The sequence below is a fragment of the Undibacterium paludis genome, assembly GCF_022568815.1.
Taxonomy (GTDB): domain Bacteria; phylum Pseudomonadota; class Gammaproteobacteria; order Burkholderiales; family Burkholderiaceae_D; genus Undibacterium.
Genome location: NZ_JAKZHX010000008.1, coordinates 176,375 through 194,668 on the forward strand (window position 1 = coordinate 176,375; position 18,294 = coordinate 194,668).

The following is an 18,294-nucleotide window of genomic DNA, read 5'->3' on the forward strand; positions in this document are numbered from 1 at the left end:
ATGCAATAGAATAATTTGATATTAAAAATATTGCCAAATTTATTATTTTTTTGAGATATGTAAGATATCATCTTAATGAGGCTACTTGGGAAAATTCAAAATACTGAATGAGGCAGTCATGGCGAAGTTTAAAATCTATAACATACAACTATTGCCAACGGGTGATGCTGAAGAAGTTGGTATTCGAGGTTATAAAAAACTTTTCTCGGAGCTTCGAGATCTCAATGCAAAACACTTGTCCAGTCAGACTCATTTAAATTTCCATTATCAAGTTAGTCGCGATATTTACATTGGCCCATTTGAATTCAATTTTCCTGCTGGGTATGTAACAGGGCATTTTGTTCGTTATCGAAATACTGAAAAAGTTACTGATCTTGCAACTGGAAAAACGCTTTTCAAAGCGAAAAATGGTAAAGGTGGAGTCGTCACAAGAAAAGATATTCCATTTGTATTCGATGCAAGACGCCACTTTCTAGCTATTGATAGCGCGTTACAGATTTCGACAGAGAACTTTATATCTGCACTTCAGCAATTACTTAAACCAATAGCCAGTGAGCACTTTCATCAGTATGACTTAACAGTAAATCTTATTTCTAAACCCAACGAACTTGAAAATGTTTTTAACACAGCTGTATCCTATAAGACAGTATCAATTCATCTAAATGGACCTAACGGTGGTGATGCACTTGACGTACTTGGAGAAATGAGGGACACGAAAATGCAAACGCTTGTGCTTGATGTTTCTGCTGGTAGTGGTCGAATGCCACGCTTACCTGAATTCGTAAAACGAATGCTCCGCTCGGTTGTGGGTCACGGATGGTCTACGGTATCATATTTTGTACAAGATGGTGGTCCTGATGAGCAAAGGGAGCGTCTGCAAAATTATGATTCGAGAGAGCAACCACGGACATTCATAGTACATCACAGCACAAACGATACTTCTGATACTGAATTTTTTGCGCGCGTTGCTCATCGCTTGGAAGGAATTGATATATCAAAGAGCGATTTAGGGGAAGATCAAGGCGATGAAAACCCGGACAGCATAGGTTAGCACAGGCTTAAAGGTTTAATTATGAAACCATTGTATTGGCTAAAGAAAATTCCAGTTTTAGGTACGTTGATTTGGTTGGCAAATTGTTATTCTTACGGTGGTGATGCCCGTTCGGGAAAAGAATTTGCTCCAGTAAAACTTTGGGTTAAGGCGTTTTTTCCGAATTTGTTTTCTGCCATTGTGCTTACTTTGATTACTGTGCCAGATTTTGCCTTTTCGTTGTGGGAGTATTTTGCAAAGAGTAAGGCATTAATAGAAAAATTGAATGGAATTGGTGCAACGCCAGGTGCAATGATTGTCAGTATTTTTCCTAATTTGCTAGGGCTTGGAATTGGCATTTATGCGCTATTATTTGCACTCGATGCTTCTTTTGTTAGACAGTTTCATCATAAGCTTGAGCAGGCTCGCCGCGAAGGAAAAAGACAACATGGGTCAGTGTTGATTCTGAATTCAGATATTGCGTTTCCTCTTTGTAATATGGTTGTTATTGTTGCAGTTGGAGTTGTATCACAAGCATTTCCAAATAATTTATGGACTCAATTATTGTCCTGGATTGCCCTATGGTATGGACTTGTTCTCGTGTTGGAAATAATAGCTTTACTTTTTTTGTTGATCGACAATACCCTTCTTGAAAAGGCAGATATTGAAAATCCCAAAAAACACAGAATAATTCTGTCTCATCGGATTCATCGATGCCGCCGACATAATAACCAAGCTCAAAATACTAAGAATAGATATAAATAGGTAATAAAAGAACTCGCTGAGGCAAGTTGTGAAAAAACTGCCAAAAATTAGGCAGCTTTTCCAAATTGTGCTTCGTCGACTAATTTCACCTTTGTGCCTGGTGGAAAATCAAATAGGGTTTGGAAACTTTCAGGCCCCAATAATTCAGCTACTGCGCACAAAAATTCGTTGTACTTCGCATTTAATTCACTTGCACTTGGTTGCGCGATTCTTTTGGCATCAAGGTTATCAGAGAGGCTAGAAAAATAGTTTTGTTGAGCGCGCCGTAATTCCAGCAATTTACGCAATTTATGCTGATTGCTTTTGCCACTGAGAACTGATCTGGCACGTACCTCAAATGTATCAATATGTCGGTCCATATGAACCTCCTTAAAGCTCATTACGTCAGAGCGATAGCTGCCCGGTTGTGAATTACACACCGCATACTTGAGTTTCCAAAAATCACCTTGATTTTTGCCATAATCACCAAACAAGAAAGACGATAAGGCGTAACCCCGAACTTTATCTACCAGTAATTTACTATTGGTAGCAGCAAGAATTTGATTTGAAAGTTGATGACATACGCCTTCTACACCATAATTATAGATAGTTCCCCTTGCCTTTAATTTATCTTTCGAAGGGACATTTGATAAGCAAAGGCAATTTGCTAGTGAAATGGAACCCTGTTCGGCACAAACGAAACCATCAGGTAATGACGGTGTTTCTCCCAGTTTATGATAGTCGCCCCAGCTATACCAATAGTTTTTACCATTTACAACAACGTCGTTGATATTCTCGAATTGCTGTAACCGATTGTCATAGTCTGTGACCCAAGTATGATCTAGGATAAAACCATCAAAAAAAGCAGGTCTAGTCCAAGCAAAAAGTGTGGCCATTGTTGTTTTTCCCCTAAGATTATTAGTATTTTAACCATTTCTGGTTTGCTGGCAGGCATTTAGAAGTTACTTCAACCAAAACTATGTGCCGCAAGCTAGAGACTCGATCGATGCTATTGATAGACTTCAATTCACCAACTCCACCTCCGCCCACAGATTTTTAAAACCCGCTTGCGCCGAATCAATATTTTCCAGTCGCCGGATGACAACACGCTGCCCCGTTTTCAACACCCCTGTCTGGTCACCCAGAATCCAGTCCTGATTGTTTTTGAAGGGGGCGGAGGAGCGCTTGTAGACCTCGGTGGCTGCTTCAATTGTCTGGCCGATTTCCGGGACTTTGTTTGTCTTGAAATTTTTTGCCGGGAGTGACTGGCCATTGGTCGGTCCCAGGAATACCCAGAAGCGTGTGGTCGCCGGAATGACTGGTGGTTTGACTGTGGGGTTATCAGGTTTGGCGGCCTGTGCTGCAGATTTGGTTGTGCTGGCTTGTGCGATGAGGGAGTCGATGGACTGGATGGCGTCAAAGACCATCTTTCTGTCTGGGGTGACTGCGCTGTCTGCGGTTGATTTTTCTGGCGGGGCATTTTTGATGACGGCGGCCAGTTCATCCCGGGTTTCTGTCAGCTTGGCGCTGATGCCCATGACGTTGACTTCTGTGACGGACATGTCTGCAAGATTTTTTGCCCATTTGGGAACGATTGGGGCGAGGGTAAAAATGAGGTAAGCAGCCAGCGCCAGTATGCCCACCTCTTTGATGATTTTTACTGATCGCTCAATGGCCGATAAAAAGTCAAAGTTTGCGATGGTATCTTCATTATCGGCATCCTTTGCAAGATTCGATTTCTGGTTAGGGCGCAGATGTTCACGGTGGTTCATTTTTCCCGATCTTTCGCTGGTTGGACGAAAAAGCAAAATCCATTTGTGAATATTTAATCATTGTTCTTATGGCAATTTGGTTGTTGGTGTCATACATGTTGAAAATTTAATCATTCTCTTCGGTCATCCTCCTTCCACGACCTGCACACTATCTCTTGCTTTTTTATCCATTCGCACTAGAATTGACTATTAGTTAATTGTAAATTGATTAACTGTGCTCTTGCCTGCGCACGCCGTTGCCGCCAGGTGTTGGGGACTTTTCTGCTGTTTTTCCGTTGTTCAACACATTAGCCCGCAAGAAAGATGATTATGAGTGCCAATACATCTGTACAAAGACCGAATATCCTTTTCATCATGGTGGATCAGATGCGTTATCCGCCGCATTCGCCGAATGATGCGCTGGACCCGCTGTATCAGATTTTGCGGTTTCAGGAAGGGGATCTGGCGAGCAATCCCTATGCGGACCTGTTCCCAGGCTTTGTGAAGCTGCGTGAGCACGGGGTGACGCTGCAAAAGCATACCTGTTCCAGCATTGCCTGCGTGCCGGGGCGGGCGACGATCATGACGGGGCAGTATAGTGTGCGCAGTGGCGTCACGCAGACTGAGGGTATGTTCAAGGTCGATAGCGATCCGGCTTTTCCCTGGTTGCCGGAAGATGGCGTGCCTACATTGGGGGACTGGTTCCGCACGGCAGGGTATGAGACGCATTATTTTGGCCGCTGGGATTTGTCCAACCCGGCAACCGGCAGCCTGGAACAATGGGGCTTTGCCGACTGGGAATATTCAACGCCGTCTGACCAGCGTTTTGGCACGCCCAATCTGGGGGTGTACCGCGACACCAGTTATACCGATCTGGTCAACACCTTCCTGCGTCGCAAGGCACTGGGGGTGGAAGCGAACATGATCAACAGCAACAACCCGACCAATGCCACTTTCAATGTGCGGCCCTGGGTGGCGGTGGCCTCGTTTGTTAATCCGCATGATATTGGCGGTTATCCTTTCCCGTGGCGGCCTGCGGTGGATCAGTCCGGCATGGTCGGGCAGGCGGGTTCGGGCACGGCGTCGGCATCGGGCTCAGGTAAGCCGCAACCCATTACACCGTATGGCGCACCACATAAAGGTGTGTTGAGCCAGCCGCCCACTTATGGCAAGGCACCGAATCAGTTTGTCGGTACTTACCGGGTGCCGCTCAACCCTGGTGGTTTCAAGCTGGGGGAGGTGAAGCTGCCGGCCAACTGGCGCAGTGATTTGTCGACCAAGCCTGATTGCCAGTACGATTATTCGTACAAGTTCCAGCTGGCGCTGACGACGCTGCGGGGTGAATATGCAGTTGTCCCTTCGCCTTATCCTTTCAAGATGCAGAGCAATGCTGAAGAATGGTATCGTAACTACACAGAGTTTTATCTCTACCTGCAATACCTGGTGAATATCCAGATCAGCAGTGTGCTTGAACGCCTGTACGAAAGCGGTCTCGATAAAAACACCATCGTCGTGTTTACGTCTGACCATGGCGAGCTGGCAGGTGCGCATGGCGGGCAGATAGAAAAATGGTATGGCGCCTATCAGGAGGCGACACACATCCCGGCCATCATTTCGTCGCCGCTGGTGAACCCTGACAAGGCCATGCGCAGTGTGCATTGCCATACTACGCATGTGGACTGGGTGCCGACCCTGCTGGGCCTGGCAGGTTATGACGAGGCCGAGCGGGCCAGCCTGGCCAGGTTTATGCAGGGCCACAGTGTCAAGCCGCTGGCCGGTGAAGACCTGTCACCGGTCATTCTGGGCAAGACATCGCAGCCAGAACGCAAGGGTGTGCTGTTTGTGTCTGATGACAATATCACCGCGCCGCTCGACACCAGTTACAGCCCCGAAGCCTATGACTGGTATGTCAGCATTACCGAAAAAATGACCAGCCCGACCGGCCAGCCGACCGAGAAGCAGCCGCTGACCACGCCTGGCCCGGTGGTGCAGCCCAACCATGTGCAATCCTATTTTGAAACACCGTGGAAGCTGGTGCGCTACTGGGAACCGCAAAATCCGACCAATACCCAGTGGGAACTGTATAACCACAAGGTAGACCCGAATGAAAACATCAACCTTCTGCACTGGGACAAACAGACCGGTGAGCCGGTGCTGCGCGTCGCTACTATTCTTGAACATGGCCTGGGCCTGGCAGAGACGGAACTTGCCCTGCACCATATGCGCAAGGAATTGAACCGGTCCCTGCTCAAGGCTGGCTATACGCCGCAGAACATGCAGGACATGGGTATCGTGGCAGACGGGCAGCCACCAAGCTGAGATCGGGGCCTTATGGTGGCGTAGCAGTCGCCAGTTCCATCATCTGCTGCCGCAGCCACAAGTGCGCCGCGCTGCGGGCGTATTTGCTGTGGCTGTAGATTTTAAGGGTGTAGGGCGGTATGGCAAATGGCGCAGGGTAGATGGCGATGTCGGCCGCCTGGGCCAGCGTGACAGCCGCCAGGCGGGGCAGGGTCATCACCAGGTCGCCGCCGGCAATGATGAAGGGGGCGACCAGTACATTTGGCAACTGCACCGCCACCTGTCTTTGCAGGGCCATGCCGTCGAGTACATAGTCGATCACGCCACGGCTTTCATTCCACGGCGTGACGACGACATGGCGGGCCTTGAGGTAGGCCGCCAGTGTCAGCTTGCGTCGTATGCGGCTGTGTTGCTTGCTGGCGATGGCGACGTAGTCATCCTGTAGCCAGTCCAGTTCTTCCATGCCGGCGGGCAGGGGCGTGCGTTCTTCATCATAGCCCAGGGCAAAGTCGATGTGGCCCGCCGCCAGTTCGGCGATGGCCAGTTTCTGGCCGGTGTTGACCATGCGCAGCGTGATATGCGGTGCGACATGTTGCAAGTGGTTGATCAGTCGCGGCAGGATGGCAAAGGCTGTGTAATCACTGGCCGAGATGACAAAGTGGCGCATACTGCTGGCTGGATCAAAACGCTGGTTCAGGCTCAGCCCGGCTGATAATTGCGCCAGTGCCTGGCTGACGGTTTCTGCTATCTGTTCGGCCCGCAGGGTAGGCTGCATCTGGTTGTCGAGCCGCACAAACAATTCATCCCCAATCGCGTCGCGCAAGCGCGCCAGTGCATGACTGAGGGCCGACGGGCTCAGTGACAGAGCCTGGGCGGCTGCCGTTACCGAGCGGTGGATAAACAGGGCGTGGAAGACCAGCAGCAGGTTCAAATCGAGCTTGCGCAAATCAAGATGCATATCATGCATGATAGTGTGAAGTAATTGCACTTGCCGCATTGTAGGCTGGCTTGTTAGGATGTGGCAAATACGTTTTCTTTCAGGACAAGCATGAACATCACCATACGCCCCGCCCAGCCTGATGATGCTGGCCTCATCCACGCCTATATCGTCGAGCTGGCCATTTATGAAAGGGCAGAGCATGAAGTCATCGCCAGTGTCGACGACATCCGGCAAAGCCTGTTCGCACCCGACAGCCCGGCCCGTGGCCTGATCTGCAGCATAGACGGGCAGGTGGTCGGCTATGCGGTTTACTTTCTCAGTTATTCCACCTGGCTGGGCCGCAAGGGCATGTATTTGGAGGATTTGTATATCTCGCCAGCCCATCGTGGCAGCGGCGCAGGCAAGGCCCTGTTGCGTCATCTGGCGCAGGTGGCGGTAGAAAGCGGCTGTGGCCGCCTGGAATGGAGCGTGCTGGACTGGAATGAACCGGCGATACAGTTTTACCTGTCCATCGGTGCGCAGCCGCAGGACGAGTGGGTGCGTTACCGCCTGGCGGGTGAGGGTTTGCTGAGTTTTGCAGCCGGGCAGGGCCGGCCGCGCGTGGAAGCGGTTGGGGTTGATTGAGTTGAATCTGTAGCACTGGGCAGGGCACATGCTTTGCGGCGTTTAATTACTGATGTCTTCGTTATGCGCACTACGCTCAAACCTGTCATGCCGGAATCGATCCGGCATCCGGTATCCAGTGGCTTTGTTTGTGTCCTGATGCAGTACATGCACAGGTGGTATGCGGAGTCACCGCTTTTCCGTTCTGGGTAAAACAGACGACACAGTTCAACGACGCTGGATGCCAGATCAAGTCTGGCATGACGATGGGGCGGCTAATTGCTGGCGGTGCGTATTACCCTGTATTTTGCGGCACATTAAATAGCAGGCGGTGCGCGCACCGAATCCTGGCGGTCAGCTTTTCTTACACCATATCCTCAGGCTTGACCCAGGTGTCAAATTCTTCTGCCGTGACATAACCAAGGCCCAGTGCAGCTTCGCGCAGGGTTGTGCCTTTGCTGTGGGCGTGCTTGGCGATGGCGGCGGCGCGGTCATAGCCTATGTAGGGGTTAAGTGCTGTCACCAGCATCAGCGAGTTGTCGAGCAATTCTTTGATGCGCGGGCGATTGGCCTGCATGCCCTGGGCGCAGTGCTCGTCCAGGCTGGCCATGCCGTCTGCCAGCAGGCGGGTGCTTTGCAGGAAGTTGTGGATGATCATGGGCTTGAAGACATTGAGCTCAAAATTGCCTGATGCGCCACCGATGGAGAGCGCCACATCATTGCCCATGACCTGGCAGCACAGCATGGTCATGGCTTCGCACTGGGTGGGGTTGACCTTGCCCGGCATGATGGATGAGCCGGGTTCATTTTCTGGTATCTGCAATTCACCGAGGCCCGAACGCGGGCCGGATGCCAGCCAGCGTATGTCATTGGCGATCTTCATCAGGGCAGCGGCCAGGGTCTTCAGCGCACCGTGGGCAGCCAGCATGGCTTCATGACCAGCCAGGGCGGCAAAGCGGTTGGGGGCGGCGCTGAAGGCGATGCCGATGTCGAGTGTCAGGCTGGCGGCGACCAGTGCGCCAAAGTCGGCATGGGTATTGAGACCGGTGCCGACGGCGGTGCCGCCTATGGCCAGTTCCTGCAGGGCGGGCAGGGTATGGCGTATGGCTTGTTCTGCGTAATCAAGCTGTGCCACCCAGCCTGATATTTCCTGGCCCAGGGTCAGCGGTGTGGCGTCTTGCAAATGGGTGCGGCCTATCTTGATGATGTCGGCAAATTCTTTCGCCTTGGCATCGAGCGTGCTGCGCAATTTGGCCAGTGATGGCAGCAGTTGCTGTATCACTGCGGTGGCGGCGGCTACGTGCATGGCCGTGGGGAAGACATCGTTCGATGACTGGCCCTTGTTGACCTGGTCATTCGGGTGCACCAGGCGTGACATGCCACGCGGGCCGCCCAATAATTCAGATGCACGGTTGGCCAGCACTTCATTCATGTTCATGTTGCTTTGCGTGCCGGACCCGGTTTGCCAGACCGACAGCGGGAAGGCATGCGGGTGTGTGCCAGCCAGCACTTCTTCGACCGCCTGGGCAATGGCCTGTGCGACTGGCTCATCGAGCAGGCCCAGGTTGCTGTTGACCTGGGCACAGCTGCGCTTGACACGCGCCAGCGCCAGTATCAGTTCCTGCGGCATGGTTTCTGTAGAAATGGCAAAGTGATGGAGCGAACGCTGGGTTTGCGCGCCCCACAAGGCATTGGCGGGGACGGCGATGTCGCCAAAGGTGTCGCGTTCGGTTCGTTGCGGGCCGGCGGATGAAGCTGCTGTAGATTTCATGATCAGGTACTCCTCACTAAATGACAAACATGCTGGTTCAGGATGGTCATCATGATACCTAAACTCTGGCAGGCTTGCCCTTAGAACCTGTTGACGATCTTACTGCGCGTGCGTGATCGAGGCTCATGTGGTGCTCAACATGCGCATGTACTCAAGTACATTCCGCTTTTTGCGCTGCTCTTTTGTTACCCTTACCCCACTGACGCACGCTCGCTACAGATCGTCAACAGGTTCTTACTGTCTGCCTGGGCTTATTTTGCCTGCACCAGTCCGCTGATGATGATATGTCTGTCCCGGTCTTCCAGTTTCAGTATGGCGCTGTACAGGGCGATGAAGGCTTCGCATTGCAGGTCAGGCTGGTCGGCGTAGGCATTCATATCGGCAGTCACCTGCTGGTGTATGCGTGACAGTGAGCTTGACAGTCTGCGTGCGCTGTCGGCAAATTCGCGCGACTGCATGGTATAGACGTCACTGCGCGGTGTAGACATCAATACTTTTTCCATCAACCTGCTGTCTCTGTCCAGCAGTTTGCGGGACAAGGTCAGGCCGGCATTCAATTCACCATTGAGCATCTTGTGGCAGGCTGTCGTACTGATCTGCCTGGCTTCACGCAACTCGTCGTACACCAGCAGGGCATATTCATCGAGATTGGTATTGTCCGTGACTTTCAATGCGGCGATATAGTCCCTGCCTGTCATTGCCTGTATCTGCGCATGAATATCTGCATCACTTTTGCCCTGGGTTTTCAGGTTCCAGATCATGTCGACCACTTCTTTAAAGCGGCCAGGCAGGTGCTGTTCATAAACACGCCACAGTGATTGCCTGAGCAGGGACTGAACGATGCCTTCTTTTGAATCAGCAATGGAAAAACTGCGGGAACCGGTTTCATCGCCCAGTGAGGTACGGGTAATGACACCGGCCGCCAGCATTTCTTCACGGCTGGGGTACCACATGTCTTCAGATTTTGTGCTGCCTATCTTTTGTATGAATGCTTCTGGCAGCTTGGCCTGGCGATACTTGTCAAGCATGTTTTTTGTTGACATTTCCAGTTCAAAGCCTTGCACGCCAGGGAAGCTGGGCTGATGAAACCCTATGCGGGCATTGGGTGTGGCTGCCCTGTCCTTGCCTGCCAGGAAAACGTAAGTGCAGGCACTGGCGCACAGTCCTTCGACATAGGTGTCGAGCTGCTTTTCCCGTATCATGCGCGCGATATTTTCGGCTTCGAGCAGGCGCCCACCGGATGAATTCAGGACGATGGTGCGTATCTGTGGCGACCGGCGCAAGGCTTCGGCAAAGCGGTCAGCGCTGCCTTCACCAAAATACGCGCTCAGGTAGATTGATCCGCTCTGGGGTGTCGACTTGATTTCTATGGGGGGCATCTTGTCCTTGCCCATGGCCAGGGCATAAAATTCACGCATCTGTGGCCATTGGGCACGGACAAAATTATGCGCCATGAAGATGACATTGCCACACAGCGTCAGCACGACCAGCGCAACGATCCAGCCAGCACCATTACCTGACCTGTACCTGCTCACGGAACGCCAGACACCGACAACGCCCCACAGCCAGGCCAGGCTGCCCACAATGATGGCAGCCAGCATGAATGTAGCCAGCTGGCGCAGTGAAAAATGTGCTTTTTCTATTATTCTGGCCAAATTCAACAGTGCGTAACTCAGTACCAGGTTACCCAGCAGGACAGCATTGATCCAATAGGATTGCGCCAGCGGCAGTTCGCCGCGCCAGTGTGCGAGAATATAGTTGGCTGTCTGACGCTCCTGCGCTTTTTTATCCTGGCCCTGTGCCTCATCTGGCATTTTATTGTGATTGCGCAACTCGATCAGTTTTTTATTGAAAGCAAAAAAATTCAGGATGCCGGTCAGCACAAAAAACGTCGGGGCGATGACCATGGGCAGTGCGGCACTTTCCCGGGCGCCATTCCTGCCTGCCACAAAATACAAACCTGCCAGTACAAGCAGCATGACCAGACCGGCATACACTCTGGCAGCAGCGATGCGTCGCACACTGCTGTTGTCACCGAGCGCGCGCCATGGCACGTAATAAAACGAGGCGATCAACAACACACCAAACATCGCACCCAGGTCTTCATAAATCGTCGTCAAACCGCTCTGGTGCGAGCTAAGCAGAGGGGATAAACTCAGTAGTATCATCAATGCCAGATTGATGCTTCGCATATTTTTAACCATGACGCCAGCAGTTCCCGATTCCAAGGATTTCAAGATGAGAACCTGATTGTACATGTGCACGCCTGTCGCCCTGCACTTGCAGGTTAAAAAATATATGCCGTATCAGTATGTTACATACTCAGATTGGCAGGCTGGCCGGATTGTACAGGTGCTTATATGATGCTGTATTGATCGATGAATATTATTCGGAGAGCTGTATCCGTCTATGAAAATTTTTAAATGAAAGTGACCAGATGAATGCCACAAGACTGTTACGTCACCGGGTCACACTGCTTCTTATTTCGCTGATTGCCACCCTATGGCACAGTGACACTTCTGCTGAACCTGAGCTGATCATTCTCGTGCGTCATGCAGAAAAAGCCCCGGACAGCGACAAACCTGGCGACCCTGGTTTGTCCGCAGCCGGGCAGGCCAGGGCGCAGGCCCTGGCAGCAGCGTTGCAACATAGTGGTGTGACACAGATATTCACCACGCAATACCGCCGTACCCGTGAAACTGCCCAAGCGGTCGCTACGGCAAACGGCCTGGCTGTGCAGGCAATCGAAGCACGCCGTGGCGAAAGTGCCGCCCACGTTGCCGAGGTCACAGCAGCAGTGCGTGCCGGCAGTGGTACAGTATTGGTAGTAGGGCACAGCAATACCGTGCCTGCCATCGCTACTGCACTGGGTGCGCCGACCGTGAAGGAATTCTGTGAAAACAGCTTTGGCCACATGCTGGTGTTGCTGCCCGCAACCAAACCCGCGCAACCAGCCCGGCTGATCCAGTCACGCTACGGTGCTGCCGATGCGCCTTTGGACATGACGGCAGACAGTGCTGCCACGCTGCGTAATTGCCAGTAACATACACTTATCATCTTAAAGGGACGCCTGCATGACCACTTCAGCCAAACTACCGCCCTGGTCCATCATCACACCCTTTGTCGCCTGGATCATACTGGCAGGCAGCCTGCTGACTTCAGCCAGCCTGTATGCGGTGCTGCTGACGCTGGCCCTGTTTGGCGGCGTACTGACTGCCGTCTACCATGCTGAAGTGGTGGCGCACAAGATCGGTGAACCATTTGGCACACTCTTGCTGGCCCTGGCCGTGACATTGATCGAGGTGGCGCTGATCGTGTCGCTGATGCTGGCCGGTGGTGAAGCCACGTCCGGCCTGGCGCGTGATACCGTGTTTGCCGCCATCATGATCATCCTTAATGGCATCATCGGTCTGTGCCTGCTGGCTGGCGCCAGTCTGCACAAAGAACAGAGCTTCAGCCTGCGTGGCGCAAGCACTTCACTGGCGACGCTGGCCGCGCTGGCGATACTGACCCTGGTTTTGCCCAATTATACGTCGACCGTCAGCGGGCCTTATTACAGCCCCAGCCAGCTCAGCTTCATCGCGATTATTTCGCTGGTGTTGTACGGTACGTTTGTACTGGTGCAGACTGTACGCCATCGCGATTACTTCCTGCCTGCTGTTGCCCCTGGCGATGAAGAAGTCCATGCAGAACCGCCGGGCAATGCCGTTGCCTGGAGCAGTGCCGGCCTGCTGCTGCTTTGCCTGGGAGCAGTGGTCCTGCTGGCCAAAGCGCTGGCGCCAACGCTGGAGCATGCTGTTGCTGCTGCCGGTGCACCCAAGGCCCTGGTCGGCATCATCATCGCCATCGTCGTCCTGCTGCCGGAAGGCGTCGCCGCCTTCCGCGCCGCTCGCGCCAACCGCCTGCAAACCAGCATCAACCTGGCCCTGGGTTCCGCCCTGGCCAGCATAGGGCTGACGATACCGGTGGTGGCCGTCATTTCCCTCGTCACTGGCTGGTCACTGACCCTGGGTATTGACGCCAAGGCTACCGTGTTGCTGTTGCTGTCGCTGTTCATTACCTCGCTGTCGCTGGGGACGGGGCGTACCACCATCATGCAGGGGACTATCCATTGCGTGATTTTTGCGGTGTATTTGTTTACGACGGTGGTGCCTTGAGTAAAACAGACTCACCCTCTTGAATAAAATTGTCAGCAAATATATTCCATCAAGTGATCTGTCTAATTCTGCGATAGGGAAGCTGTCGGATCTATCTCCTTTCAGCAGAGAATCTAACTTCTGTAAATGCAGAATCGGGTTAGAGCACTATTGTTCAAGTATTCAGTTTCCTTTGGTGACTGTCATTGAACAAAAAAATATTTAAAAAAAGTTGTAAGACGAAAGACATTTCATCGACTTAAGGAAGCTCTCCCTGTTTTTGAGCTATTTGAAATTATCCAAATCAAACCGAGACCGTCGATAAAATGTATACTACTGATACACACACCGCGCCAGTCAATCCTGGCCATACTTTCCTGTTTAAAAAACTCTTGCTGGCGTGCGCCGTATGCGTAGCGGCACCAGCAGCCTTTGCGTCGGATTTGACTGTCACTGTCACCAATCTGACACGCGGCACCTGGTTTACGCCAATGCTGGTTGCTGCCCACCCGGCTGGCTTCAAGTCATTTACTGAAGGTACTGCCGCCAGTGTTGAAATTCAGAGCATTGCTGAAGCCGGGGACACAAGCGGTATGCAGGCTATCTTGCCGGTGAGTTCGGTAAAGGTAGTTGATCCAGCCAAAGGCCCGTTGAAACCAGGTGGAAGTGCCACCACGGTCAGTTTTAGCGGAGGTGCAGGAACCAGTAATTCACAACTGACAATCTTGGCCATGATGGTACCAACCAATGATGGATTCATCGCACTTAATGCCATTGATATCCCGACCGCGCCTGGTACTTATACCTACAATGTTAACGCCTACGATGCCGGTACTGAAGCCAACGACGAAAAGAAGGCCGCCGCTGGTGGTATTAATCAACCAGGCATGATATTCCCGGCTTTCCTGAATGATGCAACAGGTAAGTTATCGAGTGATATCAACCCCAATGCGACAGGTTTCAGCAATGCGACCAAAGAAGGTTTTGTTCACATACACAGGGGAATTGTCGGGAGCGCCAATGGCGGCCCAAGCGCTCTGGACAATACCGTCTATCGCTGGTTGAATCCGGTTGCCCGCGTTGTTCTGACCGTCAAATAAGGAGTGTGAGATGCACAATTCCTTACGTGTAAGAACTATGGCAATCTCTCTGGCGACTGCGGCTGTTCTCAGTGCTTGTGGCGGACATGAGACGATGCCGCCACAGACTACAGTTTCTACCCCGGTGAATGCAATGTTTGAAGTTACGCTGGTCAACCTGACTGCCGGACAGCCTCTTAGTCCCATGGTTGCAGTCGCTCATGACGATGGTTTTAAACTGTTCTCCTTGGGTGAGACTGCCTCTGTGGAGCTGGAGAAATTGGCTGAGGGCGGTGAATCGGCACCGCTTGCGGCCCTGGCGAACGCATCAAAGTCTGTTTATGCAACAGCAGTAGGTTCTGGCGGGCCGTTGTTGCCCGGGGCAGGCAATAAATCCGTAGTCAGCTTGACGGTACCAGCGTCCAGTCTGGGAACTTTGCGTTTTTCCTTGGCCAGCATGTTGGGTAATACCAATGATGGTTTCACTGGCATCAGTGGACAATCGCTGGCGCAAATACCTGTTGGTGCAGAGTCAAATTTCAGACTGCTTTCTTATGATGCCGGCACGGAGCGCAATACCGAAAGCGCCGACACGGTGCCTGGACCGGCAACACAAAACTCTGGAGGAAAGCGTGAAGGATTTAACCCGGCACGTGATGATGTCGTTAATGTAGTCACTTTGCATCCAGGTGTGGTCAGCAAAGATGATGGTTTGCCGACCTCAGCACTGACACAGGCACATCGCTGGGATAATCCGGTTGCCGTTCTGACTGTTAAACGCATTCAATGATACGAGCTCTGAGAACTGACAACTCAAACCAGTTCCACTTGAAGAATGCCCAGCGCCATTGGGGCTGGACATTCTTCTTCAAGCGCTTTAAGCATGCAGTACGACATTGAATACCCTGACTTCCATGACGGACATCGTACTGAAACTCTCAAACCTTATCCGTAAAACATGGGAAAAGTAACTCTAGTCACGATTGTTTTGTTTACGACCGGTCGACCTTATTTATCGGGATATCAACCTCGTTGTTGACAAAGTACGAATTCGCCGTCCCCAGATCCAGCAGGCCGATTTCATTGGCATGGGGGTTGTGGTAGTCCAGCTTCAGTGCATAGGTTTTGTCTGCGTGGACGGTCAGTACAGCCACCAGCGGGCGTTTGTGGACTTCTGCCTGCATTTCGTCGAACAGTGACAACATCAGCGGTTCGAGCAGGGAGGTGTATTCAGGCACGGCGCTCAATACAGACAGTTCACGGTTCTTGCGGATCATGAACTGGAAAGCGGTGGGCGCTACATCGGATGAGTAAAATCGAAAATACGTCTGGTCCCACACGTTGGTGGAATCAGACGTAAATTTCAACAGAACTTTTGCCATCAGCAAGGTAAGTTCATTCTTCTTGGGCATGCAATTTTCCGGGAATGACGGGTTTTTGATGATTTTACTATGCCGGAAAGCCCAGGGTTTTTATTCCATATTGTTTGACGGCAATAAAAAGGGGTTTTTTACGGTTTTATTGTCTTTATGGTATTTAATCTGAAGCTGATATGGTCTGATCACTCCATCTGTGCCGGGCAAGGCACAGGCGGATAAGATTTTCGCCAGCCACGTCAAAATGCGCCAGGCAATAGGCAATGAATTCCCTGACATGAGGGCGCGGGTAGCAGTGATGGCCAAGAAGAAAAAATCAGGTTCGCTGCCTGAATGGGCCTGGGTGGCGTAGAGCAGGGTTTCGTCAAGGTCGAGTATCAGTAATTTTGCAGTCATATGTTTCAGGTTTCTTGGTCCGGAAGATTCTGGCCCCAGGCATATAGGTCCTGCAAGAGGGGCTTGAGCGTACAGCCAAGTGCCGTCAGGCTGTATTCCACCTTTGGGGGCACTTCAGCATAAACTTCACGGTGGATGATGCCATCAGCTTCAAGTTCGCGTAATTGCTGGGTCAGCATCTTCTGGCTGATTGGTGGGATATTCTTCTTGAGCTCACCAAAACGCATGGTCCCGTCGCACAGCATGTGCAGTATAACGGGTTTCCATTTACCGCCGATCAGGTTGATGGTCCTGACCATGGGGCAGCGGATGGGGTTTTCTGTATGCCATTGCTGTTTCATTGCGTCTGCTGTTGATGTTTGCCTGGCTTCATGATAGCTGGTTTACACTATGCATGATATTTTCATCTTGTCTGGAATAGTATGAGCCTCTTGAAAGCACTCAAGACAGTCAGGGTCGCGTCGGCATCATCCACGTCAGCATACAGCGCCGCGAGTAATCGCGGCCTTGGCCACAGGCGCAGTCTGCTGTTTCTGATGGCAGTATTTTTTCTGCTGTGGATTGTGGCACCGCTCTTGCTCCCTGAAGTGGCATATATGATGTATTGGCCTACAGCGCCCCTGCGTTACCTTGGAGTATTTGTGCATGAGATGGGGCATGGCCTTGCCAGCCTGGTGAGTGGTGGGTCATTTCACTGGTTTCAGATGGACCTGGGTGGTGGAGTAGCAATCACCAGCGGGGGCGCGCAGAGTCTGGTATTGCTTGGTGGTTTGCTGGGGCCAGCTGTGTTTGGCAGCCTGTTGTTGATTGCCTCGACCAGGATGGAGAAATTGCTGCTGCCTTACCTGGTCCTGATACTGTTCTTTGGCAGCGGTACTTATTACATGCTCAAACCGCTTATGCTTGGCGGCGCCAATGATGCGTTGCTGGCGCAATGGCATGTCAGTCATCTGTTGGCCCTGTTATTGCCAGTTTCGATGATCGCTGCACTGCTGTTTTTACTGCGTATGCCAGACTCTTTGCAAAGACTGGTCTTGCAGTTGCTGGGTATTGTGATGTGTTATGCAGCTTTTAGCGATACCAGCTACATCTTCCGTTACGAAGCCCTGCCTAATGGCATGTATTCCGATGCCCGTGTGTTCGCGTCCTTGTTCCTGCCCTTCAGTGCGCAGTCTATCCCCTGGCTGGTCTTTGTTTTCTTTGCCCTCCTGATAGCCTGCCTGAATTTTGCACTGCTTGCGCTTGGTGTTACCAGAGCCCTGAAGGCTCCCGGACTGACCTCGGGTAAATGAATCGATATTCCATACTTACCTCAGGGTGACTATCTCACGAAATAGTGCGTACTTGTTGAAAACAGGTTGATTGCTCACAATGGCGTGGCGCGCGCATTCATACGTTTTCATCCACTTGAGGGAGTAGCAAACATGTCTGCACCACAGATACAAAGAATAAGCATTCTGCCGTTTGGCATGGTCAACTGCCATCTGATCATACAGGGACAGAATTGCATCGTCGTTGATACTGGCTTGCCAGGGTCTGCGGGAAAGATAATCCGGGCATTGAAACGACATGGACTTGATCAGTCACATATCAGGCTGGTCGTCATAACCCATGCGCATGTTGACCATGCCGGCAGTGCGGCAGCATTACGTGAGTTGTCCGGTGCGCCGATAGCGGGTCATGACGGCGACCTGGCGTATTATCAGCAAAAGCAGCAGATGCATTTCTGTTCTACGGGCTGGTTCGGCCGCCTGTTCTTGCGCACTGGTTTGATATTGCAGCCTTACCAGCCGTTTACACCTGATATCCTGCTGAGCGGTGACGACACGCTGGACTTGAACTGCTATGGCATTACCGGACTGTTGAAGCCAACACCGGGGCACACGGCCGGTTCACTGTCTGTGGAGTTGCCCAGTCGCGACGCCATGGTGGGCGATTTGCTGGCGTCTGGCATCTTGCTGGGTGGCTTGCTCAGGACCGGACATGCCATCCGCCCTCCGTTTGAAGACAATGCGCTGGTCGTGGCGCAACAGTTGCAGAACTTGCTGGATGCAGGAGTTGAGCGTTTTTACATGGGCCATGGCGGTCCTTTGCCTGCGCAGGAGGTGGCGGCACATGTACGGCGCCTGCATGTTGTGGCGCAGCCTGCCTGCTGCCAACACTGACAGGG

At 52.0% G+C, this 18,294-nt stretch carries 18 protein-coding genes; 10 read left to right on the forward strand and 8 right to left on the reverse strand.

Annotated features, from left to right (window positions below):
* The first annotated feature begins 118 nt into the window (after positions 1 to 118).
* On the forward strand, positions 119 to 1,051 hold the full coding sequence (locus LZ463_RS15060) for a DUF4747 family protein (RefSeq protein ID WP_241456645.1): 933 nt from the start codon (positions 119 to 121) through the stop codon (positions 1,049 to 1,051).
* A gap of 21 nt (positions 1,052 to 1,072) precedes the next feature.
* Complete coding sequence (locus LZ463_RS15065; RefSeq protein WP_241456646.1) at positions 1,073 to 1,795, forward strand: hypothetical protein; 723 nt, start codon at positions 1,073 to 1,075, stop codon at positions 1,793 to 1,795.
* A gap of 47 nt (positions 1,796 to 1,842) precedes the next feature.
* Here the strand turns inward: LZ463_RS15065 and LZ463_RS15070 are convergent, their stop codons facing one another.
* Together LZ463_RS15070 and LZ463_RS15075 are read right to left on the reverse strand one after the other, a co-directional pair.
* The gene (locus LZ463_RS15070; protein ID WP_241456647.1) at positions 1,843 to 2,670 is read right to left on the reverse strand and encodes a hypothetical protein; all 828 of its coding nucleotides are present in this window, start codon (positions 2,668 to 2,670) and stop codon (positions 1,843 to 1,845) included.
* 126 nt (positions 2,671 to 2,796) lie between these two features.
* Positions 2,797 to 3,546 (reverse strand): hypothetical protein, encoded by a 750-nt coding sequence (locus LZ463_RS15075; protein WP_241456648.1) that lies wholly within the window; start codon positions 3,544 to 3,546, stop codon positions 2,797 to 2,799.
* Positions 3,547 to 3,855: 309 nt separating this feature from the next.
* Here LZ463_RS15075 and LZ463_RS15080 point away from each other — a divergent pair, with 309 nt between their 5' ends.
* Positions 3,856 to 5,844, forward strand: coding sequence for a sulfatase-like hydrolase/transferase (locus LZ463_RS15080; protein WP_241456649.1), 1,989 nt, complete (start codon positions 3,856 to 3,858; stop codon positions 5,842 to 5,844).
* Between the two features lie 10 nt (positions 5,845 to 5,854).
* On the opposite strand, the gene LZ463_RS15085 is transcribed toward LZ463_RS15080, so the two are convergent.
* The gene (locus LZ463_RS15085) at positions 5,855 to 6,820 is read right to left on the reverse strand and encodes a LysR family transcriptional regulator (RefSeq protein ID WP_489686122.1); all 966 of its coding nucleotides are present in this window, start codon (positions 6,818 to 6,820) and stop codon (positions 5,855 to 5,857) included.
* Between the two features lie 51 nt (positions 6,821 to 6,871).
* Between LZ463_RS15085 and LZ463_RS15090 the strand changes: the two genes are divergently transcribed.
* On the forward strand, positions 6,872 to 7,387 hold the full coding sequence (locus LZ463_RS15090; protein ID WP_241456650.1) for a GNAT family N-acetyltransferase: 516 nt from the start codon (positions 6,872 to 6,874) through the stop codon (positions 7,385 to 7,387).
* Between the two features lie 343 nt (positions 7,388 to 7,730).
* Here the strand turns inward: LZ463_RS15090 and fumC are convergent, their stop codons facing one another.
* Entirely contained in the window at positions 7,731 to 9,137 is a 1,407-nt protein-coding gene (fumC, locus tag LZ463_RS15095) for a class II fumarate hydratase (RefSeq protein ID WP_241456651.1), read from the reverse strand.
* 251 nt (positions 9,138 to 9,388) lie between these two features.
* Entirely contained in the window at positions 9,389 to 11,329 is a 1,941-nt protein-coding gene (locus tag LZ463_RS15100) for a COG3904 family protein (RefSeq protein ID WP_241456652.1), read from the reverse strand.
* Between the two features lie 245 nt (positions 11,330 to 11,574).
* On the opposite strand from LZ463_RS15100, the gene LZ463_RS15105 reads away from it, so the two are divergent.
* The 4 genes from LZ463_RS15105 (at position 11,575) to LZ463_RS15120 (ending at position 15,142) form a co-directional block, all read left to right on the forward strand.
* The gene (locus LZ463_RS15105; protein WP_241456653.1) at positions 11,575 to 12,180 is read left to right on the forward strand and encodes a histidine phosphatase family protein; all 606 of its coding nucleotides are present in this window, start codon (positions 11,575 to 11,577) and stop codon (positions 12,178 to 12,180) included.
* Between the two features lie 31 nt (positions 12,181 to 12,211).
* Positions 12,212 to 13,294: a calcium:cation antiporter gene (locus LZ463_RS15110; RefSeq protein ID WP_241456654.1), complete on the forward strand. Its 1,083-nt coding sequence runs from the start codon at positions 12,212 to 12,214 to the stop codon at positions 13,292 to 13,294.
* A 305-nt stretch (positions 13,295 to 13,599) separates the two neighbouring features.
* Entirely contained in the window at positions 13,600 to 14,373 is a 774-nt protein-coding gene (locus LZ463_RS15115; protein WP_241456655.1) for a spondin domain-containing protein, read from the forward strand.
* A 10-nt stretch (positions 14,374 to 14,383) separates the two neighbouring features.
* Positions 14,384 to 15,142 carry a spondin domain-containing protein gene (locus LZ463_RS15120; RefSeq protein ID WP_241456656.1) on the forward strand — a complete coding sequence of 253 codons (759 nt, stop codon included), beginning with the start codon at positions 14,384 to 14,386 and terminating at the stop codon, positions 15,140 to 15,142.
* 202 nt (positions 15,143 to 15,344) lie between these two features.
* On the opposite strand, the gene LZ463_RS15125 is transcribed toward LZ463_RS15120, so the two are convergent.
* The 3 genes from LZ463_RS15125 to LZ463_RS15135 are packed head-to-tail and all read right to left on the reverse strand — an operon-like array spanning position 15,345 to position 16,465.
* Entirely contained in the window at positions 15,345 to 15,764 is a 420-nt protein-coding gene (locus tag LZ463_RS15125) for a hypothetical protein (protein ID WP_241456657.1), read from the reverse strand.
* Between the two features lie 60 nt (positions 15,765 to 15,824).
* Entirely contained in the window at positions 15,825 to 16,124 is a 300-nt protein-coding gene (locus tag LZ463_RS15130; RefSeq protein WP_241456658.1) for a hypothetical protein, read from the reverse strand.
* A gap of 5 nt (positions 16,125 to 16,129) precedes the next feature.
* Positions 16,130 to 16,465 (reverse strand): winged helix-turn-helix transcriptional regulator, encoded by a 336-nt coding sequence (locus LZ463_RS15135; protein ID WP_241456659.1) that lies wholly within the window; start codon positions 16,463 to 16,465, stop codon positions 16,130 to 16,132.
* Between the two features lie 81 nt (positions 16,466 to 16,546).
* Between LZ463_RS15135 and LZ463_RS15140 the strand changes: the two genes are divergently transcribed.
* Together LZ463_RS15140 and LZ463_RS15145 are read left to right on the forward strand one after the other, a co-directional pair.
* Entirely contained in the window at positions 16,547 to 17,416 is an 870-nt protein-coding gene (locus LZ463_RS15140) for a M50 family metallopeptidase (RefSeq protein ID WP_241456660.1), read from the forward strand.
* A 132-nt stretch (positions 17,417 to 17,548) separates the two neighbouring features.
* On the forward strand, positions 17,549 to 18,289 hold the full coding sequence (locus LZ463_RS15145) for an MBL fold metallo-hydrolase (protein WP_241456661.1): 741 nt from the start codon (positions 17,549 to 17,551) through the stop codon (positions 18,287 to 18,289).
* The last annotated feature ends 5 nt before the right edge of the window (positions 18,290 to 18,294 follow it).

Coding starts and splice junctions, on each gene's coding strand:
- LZ463_RS15060 (WP_241456645.1), top strand. CDS start 119: ATGGCGAAGTTTAAAATCTATAACATACAACTATTGCCAACGGGTGAT.
- LZ463_RS15065 (WP_241456646.1), top strand. CDS start 1,073: ATGAAACCATTGTATTGGCTAAAGAAAATTCCAGTTTTAGGTACGTTG.
- LZ463_RS15070 (WP_241456647.1), bottom strand. CDS start 2,670: ATGGCCACACTTTTTGCTTGGACTAGACCTGCTTTTTTTGATGGTTTT.
- LZ463_RS15075 (WP_241456648.1), bottom strand. CDS start 3,546: ATGAACCACCGTGAACATCTGCGCCCTAACCAGAAATCGAATCTTGCA.
- LZ463_RS15080 (WP_241456649.1), top strand. CDS start 3,856: ATGAGTGCCAATACATCTGTACAAAGACCGAATATCCTTTTCATCATG.
- LZ463_RS15085 (WP_489686122.1), bottom strand. CDS start 6,820: ATGCGGCAAGTGCAATTACTTCACACTATCATGCATGATATGCATCTT.
- LZ463_RS15090 (WP_241456650.1), top strand. CDS start 6,872: ATGAACATCACCATACGCCCCGCCCAGCCTGATGATGCTGGCCTCATC.
- fumC (WP_241456651.1), bottom strand. CDS start 9,137: ATGAAATCTACAGCAGCTTCATCCGCCGGCCCGCAACGAACCGAACGC.
- LZ463_RS15100 (WP_241456652.1), bottom strand. CDS start 11,329: ATGCGAAGCATCAATCTGGCATTGATGATACTACTGAGTTTATCCCCT.
- LZ463_RS15105 (WP_241456653.1), top strand. CDS start 11,575: ATGAATGCCACAAGACTGTTACGTCACCGGGTCACACTGCTTCTTATT.
- LZ463_RS15110 (WP_241456654.1), top strand. CDS start 12,212: ATGACCACTTCAGCCAAACTACCGCCCTGGTCCATCATCACACCCTTT.
- LZ463_RS15115 (WP_241456655.1), top strand. CDS start 13,600: ATGTATACTACTGATACACACACCGCGCCAGTCAATCCTGGCCATACT.
- LZ463_RS15120 (WP_241456656.1), top strand. CDS start 14,384: ATGCACAATTCCTTACGTGTAAGAACTATGGCAATCTCTCTGGCGACT.
- LZ463_RS15125 (WP_241456657.1), bottom strand. CDS start 15,764: ATGCCCAAGAAGAATGAACTTACCTTGCTGATGGCAAAAGTTCTGTTG.
- LZ463_RS15130 (WP_241456658.1), bottom strand. CDS start 16,124: ATGACTGCAAAATTACTGATACTCGACCTTGACGAAACCCTGCTCTAC.
- LZ463_RS15135 (WP_241456659.1), bottom strand. CDS start 16,465: ATGAAACAGCAATGGCATACAGAAAACCCCATCCGCTGCCCCATGGTC.
- LZ463_RS15140 (WP_241456660.1), top strand. CDS start 16,547: ATGAGCCTCTTGAAAGCACTCAAGACAGTCAGGGTCGCGTCGGCATCA.
- LZ463_RS15145 (WP_241456661.1), top strand. CDS start 17,549: ATGTCTGCACCACAGATACAAAGAATAAGCATTCTGCCGTTTGGCATG.